Source organism: Pseudomonas sp. PL-6 (assembly GCF_054110165.1).
Window position 1 is genome coordinate 2358925 of sequence record NZ_CM134189.1, and the last position, 12745, is coordinate 2371669.

A 12745-nucleotide genomic window follows, 5' to 3' on the forward strand; every position below is an offset into this window, starting at 1 on the left:
CAGACAGTACATCTGTGAAAAAACCATGTCAATTCAATATTTGAATCAGTACATGTGTGCTATTTCATGGTGCATGAACTGCTTTGTGCGTCATTTCAGAACACGAAATGCATGGGGGGAGGGATCTCCTCCATCAGCCCATTCAGCGTGGCCAGTCCTGCCTGAACGCGCGAGCGGCTCTGTTCGGCGCCCAGGCTGATGCGCACGAACGGGTTGTTGCGATCGGCGGTGGCCAGGAACGGCTCCGCCGGAAAGATCATCACGCCTTCTTGGCGTGCCCGGCGGACGAATTTTTCCGGTTGCCAGTGCGCCGGCAGTTCGGCCCATATATGCATGCCGTTGGGATGGGCCTTGTAGCGGCAGGCGGTGAGCAGTTCGCAGGCCATCTGCTGGCGTGCCGCAAACTCCTGCTGCTGAAAGGTGATCATGCGGTCGAGGGTGCCGTCCTGCATCCACCAGCTGGCGATCTCGAAGGGCATCAGGGTGGCCATCCAAGTAGTACTGCGAAGTCGGCCTATGGCTTGCTGCACTAGGTGTGGCGGGGTGATCAGGTAGCCGGCGCGCATGCCAGGCAAGGTCACCTTGGTCAGGCTGGTGGCGTAGAAGCTGCGCTCCGGAATAAGCGCCGACAGTGGCGGGCTGCGGTCCGGTTGCAGCGCGCCGTAAACGTCGTCCTCCACCACTGTCAAGTCGTAGCGCCGGGCCAGCTCGGCGATCGCCTGACGTCGTTCCAGGCTCATGGTGTTGTTGTTGGGGTTGTTCATGGTCGGGGTGCAGAACAGCACCCGCGCGCTCCCCTGTCGGCAGGCGGTTTCCAGCGCATCGGGCAGAATGCCCTGGTCGTCTGTGGCCAGGCCTTTGAGATTGAAGTGCAGGGTTTGCGCCAAGGCCAGTAGCAGCATGCCCGTCTCGTGTTCGCAGAGTACCGTGTCACCTGGCTTGAGTATCGTCGTCATGGCAATAGTCAGGGCGTGCGCGGTGCCATTGCAGAACAACATGTGATCGGGGTTGGCCGGCATTCTCTGCTGGGCTAGCCAGGCGCAGACCACGTCACGGTGCAGGGTCAGGCCTTGGGTCGGGTGGAAGGATGTTATGAAATCATCGCGGCCCTCGCGGGACAGGCGTTCGAGGCCCTCGCGGTAGAGCTTGACATGGCGGGCCGTGCATACCGGATGGGCGGTGGACAGGTCGATGCCCCGGCTGGGGTCATCGTGTTCGTCGGTGGACAGGTAGTCCGATTCGTGGCTGACGTGGCGGCTGCGCACGAAGGTGCCGCTGCCCACCTGGGCGTAGACGACACCCTGCTTTTCGGCATGTGCGTAGGCATTGCTTACCGTCTGCACGCTAACCCCCAGGACCTCGGCCAGCTCTCGGTGGGTCGGCAGCTTGCTGCCGGGCTGCAATGCGCCAGCATTTATCGCTTCACTGAGGGCGTTGCCGATGGCCAGGTATTTGGGCTGGCCAGAGCGGATGAAGGGCTTCAGGTCTATTGTCATAGTTCAATAAAGTCCTTGACGAAAAGTGTACTGATAATAAATATGTGATCCATGCGGATTGACCTGCATTTGATGCGGTCACTCTAGCAGGTTTCAGTACATTGCATAACCGCCCGGATGGTGCGGGCGGTTGGATAGAGACCTGAACGCCGTCGCGTTCATTTTCGAGATGCTGTCATGAGTGAAATCGCTTTGAATTTCAGCCGTGAAGAGTATGCCCAGCGTTTGATCAAGGTGCGTGCCGCCATGGCTGAGCGGGGGGTCACGACGCTGATCGTGCATGATCCATCCAACATGGCCTGGCTTACCGGTTATGACGGCTGGTCTTTCTACACTCCGCAATGCGTGGTGATTGGCCAGCACGGCAACCCGCTATGGTACGGCCGTGGCATCGATGCCAATGGCGCGCGTCGCACCGTCTACATGTCGGAGGAGGATATCGCCTCCTACAGCGACCGCTACGTGATGAACCCACCGCATCACGCCCTCGACTACCTGTGCCAGGAAATACTGTCGGCACGAGGCTGGACCAGCGGCACGATCGGCGTGGAGATGGACAACTACTACTACAGCGCCACTTCGCACCAGGCGCTGCAACGTGGTCTGCCGCAGGCACAGTTGGTCGATGCCACTGGCTTGGTCAACTGGTGTCGAGCGGTCAAGTCGCCGCTGGAAATCGAGTACATGCGTGTGGCCGCGCGCATCGTCGAGAACATGCATCGGGCGATCATCGAAATGGTCGAACCGGGTCTGCCGAAGAACGTGCTGGTAGGTGAAATCTATCGGGTTGCCTGTGTCGGTCACGAGGGTAAGTTCGGCGACTACCCAGCTATCGTGCCCATGTTGCCTTCAGGCAAGGACGCTTCGGCGCCGCACCTGACCTGGGACGATCGCCCGTTCAAGAAGGGGGAAGGTACCTTCTTCGAGATTGCCGGCTGCCACAAACGCTACCACTGCCCGCTGTCGCGCACTCTTTACTTGGGCGAACCGTCAGCCGCTTTTCGCAAGGCCGAGGAGGCGATCAACGCTGGCCTGGAGGCGGGTCTGGCGGTCGCCAAACCGGGCAATACCTGCGGTGACATCGCCAGGGAGTTGAACAGCACCCTGCGCCGTTACGGTTACGATCGCGGAGATAACCGTTGCGGATATCCAATCGGTCTGAGTTATCCGCCGGATTGGGGCGAGCGCACCATGAGCCTGCGTGAGAGCGACACCACGGTGCTGCAACCTGGCATGACCTTCCACTTTATGCCGGGCCTTTGGCTGGATGATTGGGGCCTGGAGACCACCGAGAGCATCCTGATTACCGAGAGCGGGGTGGAAACCCTTTGCGACTTCCCGCGACAGTTATTCGTGAAGGCCTGAGATGAGTAGCGCAACCATGAATATTTCATCCGAAGCGGAACTGCAGGCAAACACGCGGTCGAGCGTTGCCGAGGTTCGTGCCACCACCCTCAGTGCCACGGTCGATTTCGAGCGAGACGGTGTGCAGCACGGCTTCCTCAAGCTGCCGTACTCCCATGACCAGTCGGCCTGGGGCTGCATCATGATCCCCATCAGCGTGGTGAAGAACGGCGTGGGTCCTACCGCGCTGCTCACCGGCGGCAACCACGGCGACGAATACGAGGGCATCACCGCGTTGCTCAAGCTGGCTGGAGAGCTGCGGGCAGAGGACGTCCAGGGGCGGGTGATCATCGTCCCGGCGATGAACTACCCGGCCGTGCAGAACGGCAGCCGTACCTCGCCGATCGACAAAGGCAACATGAACCGCTCTTTCCCCGGCAACCCTACAGGGAGCATGACCGAGCGTATCGCCGATTACTTTCAGCGGCACCTGATTCCGTTGTGTGACTATGCCTTGGATATACATTCCGGTGGCAAGACCCTGGACATCCTGCCGTTCGCCGCAGCCCACCGACTACCGGACGCACAGCAGGAGGCCAAGTGCATCGAAGGTGCACGCCTGTTCGGTACTGCCGCCAGCATGATTCTCTTCGAGCTGGATGCAGCTTCGTTGTACGACACGGCGGTGGAGTCCCAGGGCAAGGTGTTCGTCACCACCGAACTGCGTGGCGGCGGCACCAGCACCCCCGAAACCATGGCCCTGGCCGATCGTGGTGTGCGCAACTTCCTAAAGTTTGCCGGGATTCTCGCTGGCGAGTTGGAGCTTGCCGACGAGCCGCGGCTGCAACTGGATATGCCCGATGCCAGTTGCTACGTGCAGAGCACCCATCGCGGCATTCTCGAACTCACCCGTAGCCTGGGCGATCGCCTCAAGCGAGGCGACCTCGTTGCGCGGGTACATGCGTTCGAGCGCACCGGCACGCCGGCCGTGGAATATCGTGCGGAACGGGATGGGCTCCTGGTTGCCCGGCGTTTTCCCGCACTGGTGGACATCGGCGACACCCTGGCGGTAATCGCCGACATCGTCGAAAGCTAGAGGCCGGCAGGTCCGGTCGCAACCAAATGACAATAACAGTAAGCGGAGACCTCACCATGAGCACCCTAAGCACACTGAAGAAAGTGGTCCTGACTGCAGCGATGGGGCTGACCCTGATTGGCCAGGCGAGCCTGGCGGCTGCAGAGGAATGGAAGTTTGCCCTTGAGGAAATCAGCGGCAGCGTGCAGGACGCCTACGCTCAGAAGTTCAAGCAACTGATCGAGGAAAAGAGCGGTGGCAAGATCAGCGTTACTGTCTATCCATACGGTGCGCTGGGCGAGTCGGAAGATCTCACGGAGCTTGTGGCTAACGGTGTCCTGCAGTTCACCCATGGCTCGACCGGCATTCTTGGTTCCACCGCTCCAGGCATGCAGGTGTTCTCGGTGCCCTACCTATTATCCCAGGACAATGCGGTGAACCTCAAGCTGCTGACCGAGAGCCCAACAATCTACGGGCCTGTTGCCGACAAGCTGAAGACCCGCAACCTGCGTTTGCTGAGCATGTACCCGGAAGGCGATATGGTCTGGACCACCAACAAGGTGGTGCGCAAGCCGGCCGATTTCGCCAACGTGAAGATGCGGGTTATGGCCTCACCGATGCTGGTGGAGACCTATAAGTCGTTCGGTGCTGTCCCCACTCCGCTGCCTTATTCCGAGGTTTATGGGGCTCTGCAGCTGAAGATGATCGATGGCCAGGAGAACCCGGTTTTCGCCATCGAGGAAATGAAGTTCTATGAGGTCAACGATGTCATGACCTGGTCGGGACACCAACAGTTCACGGTTGCCGTCCTGTCCAGCGAGTCCTGGTACCAGGGGCTGCCTGCGGAGCAGCGTGCACTTATCGACGAGACTGTGGAGGAGTTGGCGCCTTACATCTTCGAGACTCAGGCCAAGTACAACGATGAGCGTCTGGAAAAGATCAAACAGGCCAAACCGGGTATCCAGCTGGTGCGTCTGACCGAAGACGAGCAAGCGGCTTTCCGCGCAGCCAGTCAACCTATGCGCGAGAAGCTGGTGCAACTAGCCGGCCCCGAAGCCGGCTCTGTGCTCAAGGCCCTGGAGCAGGAAATCATGGAGCTGGAAAAGCAGTAACCCCTGTTGCCGGCGGGCCACTCCGCCGGTTTTTTTGCAGTGTTGCTCTGTTCGGGGCGGGCCAACGTTCTGGGCAGGCATGCAGGATGGGTTAGGCGCAACGAGAGCCATGCTGCAGATCGATCCCAGCAACACTTATGCCGAGCAACCTCGCCCCTGTGGCGGGGTGCGGCCTTTTTCGCCGTGGAGCCGTTTATGCGTCTGGACAGCTATGACCTGAAGATTCTGCGCATCCTGCAGTGCAATGGGCGGATCACCAAGTCCAGCTTGGCCGAAGCCATCAACCTATCTATCAGCCCCTGCTGGGAGCGGGTCAAACGTCTCGAGGAGGCCGGAATCATTCGCGGCTACGGTGCTCAGCTGAATACCGAGATTCTGCTCAAACGTGCCTCGGTGATGGTCGAGATCAGCCTTAAACAGCACAACCGTGAAGCCTTCCAGCGTTTTGAAAATGCCATGCAGGAATGTCCTGAAGTCACCGAGTGCTACGCCACTGGTGGTGGCATCGACTATATCGTCAAGGTCATGGCGCGCGACATCGACCAGTACCAGCGCCTTATCGACCGCTGGCTGATGACCGATTTGGGCATCGAGCGTTACTTCACTTACATCGTGACCAAGACCATCAAACACAGTGAACCTCCGCTGATGCTAGACGGTGAAGAAGAAGCCTAGCCGGCATTTCTGTAAGCCACCCTGTCCCCCCTTGATGCTGCCGTTTCGTGCCTGGCCCGTGGTGCAGAAAAAAACATCAGCACGCCACCGGCAAAGAAAAAAAACAGCCCACCCGCCCCCTTTGAAGAGAAAAAATCGCTGACTGGCAAACCCTAAAGTGGAAGCCGTAAACACGCACCACGCCTTGCGCCGCGAACCCGCTGCGCAAAGCAAGTAGAGGGGATACCGTCCATGCACATGCTTAAAGATCCACGCCTGGTTCGCCAGTTGGCCTACGTCAACGGTAAATGGGTTGCCGGTCACGAGGGGCGCGATGAAGCGGTCATCGATCCAGCCAGCGAAGAAACAATCGGGCGCTGCACCCAGCTGGACGCGAACCAGATAGAGCACGCCATCGATTCGGCGCAAGCCGCCTTGCCGGCCTGGCGTGCGCTGTCGGTGGACGCACGTGGCGTGATACTCGGTAAATGGCACGATCTGCTGTTGGAGAACAAAGAAGACCTGGCCAGGCTGATGACCCTCGAGCAGGGCAAGCCGCTGGATGAGGCCCGTGGCGAGATCGACTACGCCGCGTCCTTCATTCGCTGGTTCGCCGAGGAGGCGCGGCGCGCTTACGGCGAGACCATCCCCAGCCACATTCGCGACGCCCAACTGGGCAGCGTACGCGAGCCGATCGGCGTTGCCGCGCTGATCACGCCGTGGAACTTTCCCTGCGCGATGATTACCCGCAAGGCCGCCGCGGCCCTTGCTGTAGGCTGCACTGTGCTGGTCAAGCCGGCTGGCGAGACGCCGTTCTCCGCTTTGGCCCTGGCCGAGCTCGCGGAGCGTGCCGGCTTCCCCGCCGGAGTTTTCAACGTCATTACTGGCGAGCCGGAGATGGTCTCCCAGGTGCTCTGTGCCAGCGACAAGGTCAAGGCACTGTCCTTTACCGGCTCGACCCGGGTCGGTCGCCTGTTGCTGCAGCAGGCTGCGGCCACGGTGAAGAAGTGCTCGATGGAGCTGGGCGGCAACGCGCCTTTCATCGTCCTTCCAGACATGGACGTGGAGCAGGCTGCCCAGGCGGCGATCGACGCCAAGTTCCAGACCACTGGCCAGGACTGTCTTGCGGCCAATCGCATCTTCGTTCATCGCTCACTGTATGAACCGTTTCTGGCGGCCTTCGCCCGGCGCATGGGCGAGCTGACAGTGGGCAACGGTCTGGTCCGCGGGGTCAATCAGGGGCCGCTGATCAACGCCAAGGCGGTGGCCAAGGCCCAGGAACTGGTAGACGACGCAGTGACCAAGGGCGCGCGCCTGCTAGTCGGTGACCAGGGCCAGGCGCCGGGCCGCAACTTTTTCATGCCGACCCTGCTGGCCGATGTGACCGCGGATATGCGTGTGTATCGGGAAGAAAACTTCGCCCCTGTGGCCGGCGTGCTGGCCTGGGACGACCTGGAGCAACTGATCGCCCAGGCCAATGACACCGAATACGGTCTGGCTGCCTACGTCTACGGTCACGACATGCGACCGGTCTGGCGGCTGTTGCGCGGCCTCGAGTTCGGCATGGTCAGCGTCAACTCGGTAAAGATGACCGGCCCGCCCGTGCCATTCGGTGGCGTCAAGCAGTCCGGCCTCGGCCGTGAGGGCTCACGCCATGGCCTCGATGAGTACAGCCAGATCAAGTACTACTGCCTGGGTGGTCTGCCCAGTGCAAGCGGCAGTTGAGATCTGCGCGGGCGTCATGCGCGATGCGCCACCTGGCCAGCGCTCGCTACGTTTCCAATAACTGAAACCTACTGAATACGCGGTCTTCGCCGGAAAACCGCAACGGCACCAACCACAAACGAATTCCATGAGGGCACTGCCATGACCATCGACACCCAGAAGATCATCGAGATCGACCGCCAGAACGTGTTTCACGCCTCCACCCATCTCAAGCAACATGCCCATGGCGAGAGCCCGGCGCGGATCATCACCGGCGCCCAGGGCATCCGTATCCAGGATTCGTTGGGCAACCAGTTCATCGACGGCTTCGCTGGCCTGTACTGCGTGAACATCGGCTATGGCCGCAACGAGATGGCCGAGGCGATCTATGAGCAGGCCAAGCAGCTGGCCTACTACCACACCTACGTCGGCCACACCACCGAGGGCATGGCCACCCTGTCCGAGCGTATCGTCGCGCTCGCCGGCCAGGGAATGAGCAAGGTCTACTACGGCATGTCCGGTTCGGACGCCAACGAAACCCAGCTCAAGCTGGTCTGGTACTACAACAACATCCTCGGCCGTAAGGAGAAGAAGAAGGTCATCTCCCGCGACCGTGGCTATCACGGTTCGAGTATCGCCTCCGGTTCCATGACCGGCCTGCCGGTGTTCCACGCTCACTTCGACCTGCCGCTCGAACGCATCAAGCACACCGTGGCGCCGGTCTACTATCGTCGTCCCGACGACGCCATGAGCGAACTGGAATTCTCCCGCTACTGTGCGCAGCAACTCGAGGAGATGATCCTCGCCGAAGGCCCGGATACGGTCGCGGCGATGATCGGTGAACCGGTGCTCGGTACCGGCGGCATCGTGCCGCCTCCGCAGGGTTACTGGACGGAGATCCGCAAGGTGCTGGACAAGTACGACATCCTGCTGATCGCCGACGAGGTGGTCTGTGGCTTTGGCCGCCTGGGTGTCGACTTCGGTTCGCAATACTACGAGATGAAACCGGACCTGATCACCGTGGCCAAGGGGCTGACCTCGGCCTACCAGCCGCTGTCCGGGGTGATAGTCGGTGAGCGCGTTTGGCAAGTACTGGAGCAGGGCACCGATACCTACGGAGCCATCGGCCACGGCTACACCTATTCCGGGCACCCCATGGGCATTGCGGCGGCCATCGCCAACCTGGATATCATCGAGCGAGAGAACCTCACTGGCAATGCCCGGGATACCGGGGCCTACCTACAGCAGCGCATGCAGCAGACTTTCGCTGAGCACCCGCTGGTCGGCGAGGTTCGTGGCATCGGCTTGCTCGCCGCTCTGGAGTTCTCCAGCGATCGTAGCAAGCGCCAACACTTCGACCCCAACCTCAAGGTCGGTCCGATGGTTTCCGCAGCCTGCCTGGAAGAGGGACTGATCGCTCGTGCCATGCCGCACGGTGACATCCTCGGCTTCGCTCCGCCGCTGGTGGTCACCCGTGGCGAGGTGGACGACATCGTTGCCCGTGCCGAGCGTGCGGTGAACAAGGTCACCGACAAGCTGATCAGTAGCGGCGCCTGGCAGGCCAAATAAGGCAACTAGGTAACGTGGCGGGGATACATGGGAGTCTCCCGCCGCTTTGGTTTAAAGCGCTTCTCTGGGGATTGGTATGCAACAACAACTGAGCCTGCAGGATATCTACCGGGCCCGCCGGCGTATCGCCGGGCTGGCCCTGCGTACACCCTTGGTGCGCTCCGAAGCCTTGTCGCGGCGCTGGGACTGCGAAGTCTGGCTAAAGCTGGACTGCCTGCAGCCTACCGGCTCTTTCAAGCTGCGTGGCGCGCTCAATGCACTGCTCGGTCTTGAGCCCATGCAGCGGGAACGTGGCGTGGTGACCATGTCCACCGGCAATTTCGGCCGCGCCCTTGCCTATGCTGGGCAGCACCTGGGCATCCCGGTCACGGTATGCATTTCGCACCTGGTGCCAAACAACAAGGTCGAGGCGCTGCGACAGAGCGGCGCCGAACTGGTAATCCATGGCGACTGCCAGGATGACGCCGATCGCGAGGCACGCCGCCTGCGTGATGAACAGGGGCTGGCCTATGTTCCGCCTTTCGACGATCCGCTGGTGATCGCAGGTCAGGGCACCTGTGGCCTGGAAATCATGGAAGAGCAGCCGGACATCGACCTGGTGTTCGCTGGTCTCTCAGGCGGCGGCCTTATCGCCGGCCTCGGCCTGGCGGTCAAGAGCGTCAATCCTGCCGCCGAGGTGGTTGGCGTGAGCATGCGCGAGGGGGCGGCGATGCTCGCCAGTCTCGCCGCCGGCCATCCGCTGCAAGTGCCGGAGGTGCACTCGCTGGCCGATAGCCTGGGAGGCGGTATCGGATTGGACAACGCCTGGACCTTGGCCATGACCCAGCGCTACATGGATCGCGGTTACAAGGTCGACGAGGCACAGATTGCCCGCGCCATGCTGCATTTCCTACATGAAGAAAAGATGCTGGTGGAGGGCGCCGCTGCCGTAGGTGTTGCCGCCGTCGAACAGCATCGCCTGGAGCTGTCGGGGCGGCGTGTGGCCTTTGTGGTCAGCGGCCAGAACCTGTCGAATGAAACCTTTGCCGAGGCCTGCCGCCTGGCTGGAGAGCGTCCCTATGCACATCTATAAGCGCAAGCAGATCGCAGAGCGGGTCAAGCTCGATGCGACTGCCCTGGAGGCGGTCGAGGCCGGCTTCGCTGCCCTTGGTCGTGGCGAGGTGGAGATGCCGCCGATCCTCAGCATGAACATCGCCGAGAGCAACGGTGAGGTCGATGTGAAGACCGCACATATCCGTGGCTGGCCGCGTTTCGCCATCAAGATCAGCCCTGGATTCTTCGACAACCCCAAACTGGGCTTGCCCAGCCTCAATGGCCTGATGCTGCTGTTCTCGGCCAAGACCGGGCTGGTCGAGGCGGTGTTGTTCGACGAGGGCTACCTGACCGACATCCGTACCGCCTTGGCCGGCGCCATCGCCGCCAAGCACCTGGCCCGCGCCGATGCGCACAGCGTCGCGGTGATTGGCGCCGGCCTGCAGGCCGAACTGCAGGTCGCGGCCCTGCGCTTGGTTCGGGATATCCATGAAGTACATGTATACGCCCGCGACCACACCAAGGCCGAGGCCTATGCCACTCATATGCGTGCCCATCACGGCCTGCCGGTGACCGTGCACACCAGTGCCGCCAGCGCCTGCGCCGAGGCCGACATCGTGGTCACCACTACCCCGGCACGCGAACCGGTGCTGCGCTGGAGCGACCTGCCAAGGGGTATCCACGTCACCGCCATGGGTTCGGACAACCCGCACAAGAACGAGCTGGAGCCCACCATCCTGGCCAGTGCCGACCTTGTGGTGGTCGACCGCCTCAGCCAGTCGCAGGCTCTTGGCGAGCTGCATCATGCCCCGGCGCTGCAGCGTGAGGTATTCGAACTAGGCAGCCTGATTGCCGCGGGCCGCTCCCTGCGCAGCAGTGCCGAACAGATCAGTGTGTGCGACCTGACAGGTACGGGTGTGCAGGATACCGCAATCGCCAACTATGCTGCGCGTCTACTCGAGGGAGTCTGAAATGAGCCTCTCTTTCGCCGACTTCCAGAGTCTGCAACGGATCTTCCCCTTCCAGCGCACAACGGATGACGGACATGTGCGCATCGGCCTGGTGCAGCTGGCCAGTGACTTCACCCTGGAGAACGAATGGCGTCAACTGCTCGGCGAGCGGGTCGAGTTGTACAGTACGCGCACCCCCTGCAGCCCTACCGTGACCACTGAAGGGCTGCGCGGTTTGGCGCAGAATCTTGCCCAGTCCAGCTCCCTGTTGGTTCCAGGGCTGGCGCTGGATGTGCTGGCGTTCGGCTGTACCTCCGGCAGTATGCTGATCGGCGAGCAGCAGGTGACTCGCCTGCTTAGTCAGGCTCATCCCGGGGTACCAGTAAGCAATCCCTGGAGCGCGGTCAAAGCCGCCTTGCGCGGCCTCGATGCGCGGCGCATTGCCGTGCTGACACCCTATATCGGTGAAGTGAACTACCCACTTCACCAGGGGTTGCAGCAGGCCGGTCACGAAGTGGTGGCCTTCGGCACCTTCGCCGTGCTGGATGACGCCGAGATTCCGCGTATCCCGGCTGCTGCAATCAAGGCGGCGGCACTGGAGCTGCTCGCCGGTCAACGAGTCGATGCGCTGTTTCTCGCCTGTACCAACCTACGTACCTTGAGCCTGCTTGATGCACTGGAAAAGCGTCTCGGTTTGCCGGTCATCTCAAGTAACCAGGCGCTGTTCTGGCATGCCCTGCAACTGGCAGGCTGCGTACACCGACCGCCGGGCTTTGGCAGCTTGCTGGTAGACAGCTGGGGGCCGCGCTGAGAGGGGAGTTTGTAGCCGCTCATTGGATGGCCTTGAAGGAATACCGGGATGCGTGACAGACAGAAGGGTTTGCTGCTCACTACGCTGGGCATGTTGGTAATCTCTCCAGATGCCCTGGTGCTGCGCTGGTTGGCCGGTGATGCCATGCAGATCCTGGCCTGGCGCGGCCTGCTGATGGCGCTCGGGCTCAGCTTGCTGTTGACCTGGCGCTATCGTACTGAGCTGCCTGGGGCATTTCACCGGTGTGGCTGGACCGGCCTTGGCTGTGCGCTTTGTTACTGCTTCAGTACCCTGTGTTTTGTGCATGCTATGGGATTGGCCGGGGCGGCCAGTACGTTGCTGATCTTCAGTCTGTCGCCTCTGATTGCTGCCGCCTTGGCCTGGGTTTGGCTGGGCGAGCGCCTGGCCTTGCACACTCTGATGGCTATTATGGTGTGCCTGGGTGGCGTGCTGTTGATCGTCGTGGATGAGTCACCGGGCAGCAGCCTGAGCGGAAATCTTCTGGCCCTGGTGGCAGCCACTTTGCTGGCTGGCAATTTCACTCTGGCACGCAGCCAGCCGGCGGTGGACATGAGCCCTGCATTGATCCCCGGAGCGCTGCTGGTGTCGCTACTAGGTTTCGTCTTTGGTGGTACTCCGGACTTTGCCGTGCAGCAGTGGCTGGTGCTGGCAGTGATGGCCGGAGTGCTGCTGCCGCTGGCGTTTATGCTGATACAGCTGGGGCCGCGTTGGATCAGTGCCACTGAAGTGGGCCTGTTACTGCTTCTGGAAGTAGTACTGGGACCCTTGTGGGTCTGGTGGCTGCTCGACGAGGCTCCAAGCGGTCAGGTTCTGCTGGGCGGCACCATCATTCTTCTGGCCTTGTGCGGCCACAGTCTGCTGGGCTGGCGGAGTGGCTCTCGGCCTTTGGCCGCCTGAATATTCAGACCAGGATTGAGTATGTCGCCCGGGACATCCGTTCCAGCTTCTCACCTTGGCGAGCGTGCTTGATTAGTGCC

General features: G+C 61.4%; 11 protein-coding genes. 10 read left to right on the forward strand and 1 reads right to left on the reverse strand.

The features are described 5' to 3' along the window. Positions 1-95: 95 nt before the first annotated feature. Positions 96-1496 carry a MocR-like ectoine utilization transcription factor EhuR gene (gene ehuR, locus ACW9UL_RS11020; protein WP_397498777.1) on the reverse strand — a complete coding sequence of 467 codons (1401 nt, stop codon included), beginning with the start codon at positions 1494-1496 and terminating at the stop codon, positions 96-98. Between the two features lie 177 nt (positions 1497-1673). On the opposite strand from ehuR, the gene doeA reads away from it, so the two are divergent. From doeA to ACW9UL_RS11070, 10 genes are all read left to right on the forward strand, one after another. Further along, positions 1674-2861 (forward strand): ectoine hydrolase DoeA, encoded by a 1188-nt coding sequence (gene doeA, locus ACW9UL_RS11025; protein ID WP_397498778.1) that lies wholly within the window; start codon positions 1674-1676, stop codon positions 2859-2861. 16 nt (positions 2862-2877) lie between these two features. Beyond that, a complete protein-coding gene (gene doeB, locus ACW9UL_RS11030) occupies positions 2878-3936 on the forward strand; it encodes a N(2)-acetyl-L-2,4-diaminobutanoate deacetylase DoeB (RefSeq protein ID WP_397484984.1) in 1059 nt (352 codons plus the stop codon). 56 nt (positions 3937-3992) lie between these two features. Beyond that, the gene (locus ACW9UL_RS11035) at positions 3993-5027 is read left to right on the forward strand and encodes a TRAP transporter substrate-binding protein (RefSeq protein WP_397498779.1); all 1035 of its coding nucleotides are present in this window, start codon (positions 3993-3995) and stop codon (positions 5025-5027) included. Positions 5028-5222: 195 nt separating this feature from the next. Beyond that, positions 5223-5702 (forward strand): Lrp/AsnC family transcriptional regulator, encoded by a 480-nt coding sequence (locus ACW9UL_RS11040; protein ID WP_397498780.1) that lies wholly within the window; start codon positions 5223-5225, stop codon positions 5700-5702. Between the two features lie 231 nt (positions 5703-5933). Continuing rightward, entirely contained in the window at positions 5934-7406 is a 1473-nt protein-coding gene (locus ACW9UL_RS11045) for an NAD-dependent succinate-semialdehyde dehydrogenase (RefSeq protein WP_397498781.1), read from the forward strand. Between the two features lie 141 nt (positions 7407-7547). Then, entirely contained in the window at positions 7548-8954 is a 1407-nt protein-coding gene (locus ACW9UL_RS11050) for an aspartate aminotransferase family protein (RefSeq protein ID WP_397498782.1), read from the forward strand. Positions 8955-9030: 76 nt separating this feature from the next. Next, the gene (gene eutB, locus ACW9UL_RS11055; RefSeq protein ID WP_397498783.1) at positions 9031-10026 is read left to right on the forward strand and encodes a hydroxyectoine utilization dehydratase EutB; all 996 of its coding nucleotides are present in this window, start codon (positions 9031-9033) and stop codon (positions 10024-10026) included. After that, positions 10013-10957: a cyclodeaminase gene (locus ACW9UL_RS11060; RefSeq protein ID WP_397498784.1), complete on the forward strand. Its 945-nt coding sequence runs from the start codon at positions 10013-10015 to the stop codon at positions 10955-10957. The genes eutB and ACW9UL_RS11060 overlap by 14 nt, the downstream gene beginning before the upstream one ends. 1 nt (position 10958) lies before the next feature. Next, on the forward strand, positions 10959-11747 hold the full coding sequence (locus ACW9UL_RS11065) for a maleate cis-trans isomerase family protein (RefSeq protein WP_397498785.1): 789 nt from the start codon (positions 10959-10961) through the stop codon (positions 11745-11747). 48 nt (positions 11748-11795) lie between these two features. After that, on the forward strand, positions 11796-12665 hold the full coding sequence (locus ACW9UL_RS11070) for a DMT family transporter (RefSeq protein WP_397498786.1): 870 nt from the start codon (positions 11796-11798) through the stop codon (positions 12663-12665). Positions 12666-12745 lie beyond the last annotated feature (80 nt).

Coding starts and splice junctions, on each gene's coding strand:
- ehuR (WP_397498777.1), bottom strand. CDS start 1,496: ATGACAATAGACCTGAAGCCCTTCATCCGCTCTGGCCAGCCCAAATAC.
- doeA (WP_397498778.1), top strand. CDS start 1,674: ATGAGTGAAATCGCTTTGAATTTCAGCCGTGAAGAGTATGCCCAGCGT.
- doeB (WP_397484984.1), top strand. CDS start 2,878: ATGAATATTTCATCCGAAGCGGAACTGCAGGCAAACACGCGGTCGAGC.
- ACW9UL_RS11035 (WP_397498779.1), top strand. CDS start 3,993: ATGAGCACCCTAAGCACACTGAAGAAAGTGGTCCTGACTGCAGCGATG.
- ACW9UL_RS11040 (WP_397498780.1), top strand. CDS start 5,223: ATGCGTCTGGACAGCTATGACCTGAAGATTCTGCGCATCCTGCAGTGC.
- ACW9UL_RS11045 (WP_397498781.1), top strand. CDS start 5,934: ATGCACATGCTTAAAGATCCACGCCTGGTTCGCCAGTTGGCCTACGTC.
- ACW9UL_RS11050 (WP_397498782.1), top strand. CDS start 7,548: ATGACCATCGACACCCAGAAGATCATCGAGATCGACCGCCAGAACGTG.
- eutB (WP_397498783.1), top strand. CDS start 9,031: ATGCAACAACAACTGAGCCTGCAGGATATCTACCGGGCCCGCCGGCGT.
- ACW9UL_RS11060 (WP_397498784.1), top strand. CDS start 10,013: ATGCACATCTATAAGCGCAAGCAGATCGCAGAGCGGGTCAAGCTCGAT.
- ACW9UL_RS11065 (WP_397498785.1), top strand. CDS start 10,959: ATGAGCCTCTCTTTCGCCGACTTCCAGAGTCTGCAACGGATCTTCCCC.
- ACW9UL_RS11070 (WP_397498786.1), top strand. CDS start 11,796: ATGCGTGACAGACAGAAGGGTTTGCTGCTCACTACGCTGGGCATGTTG.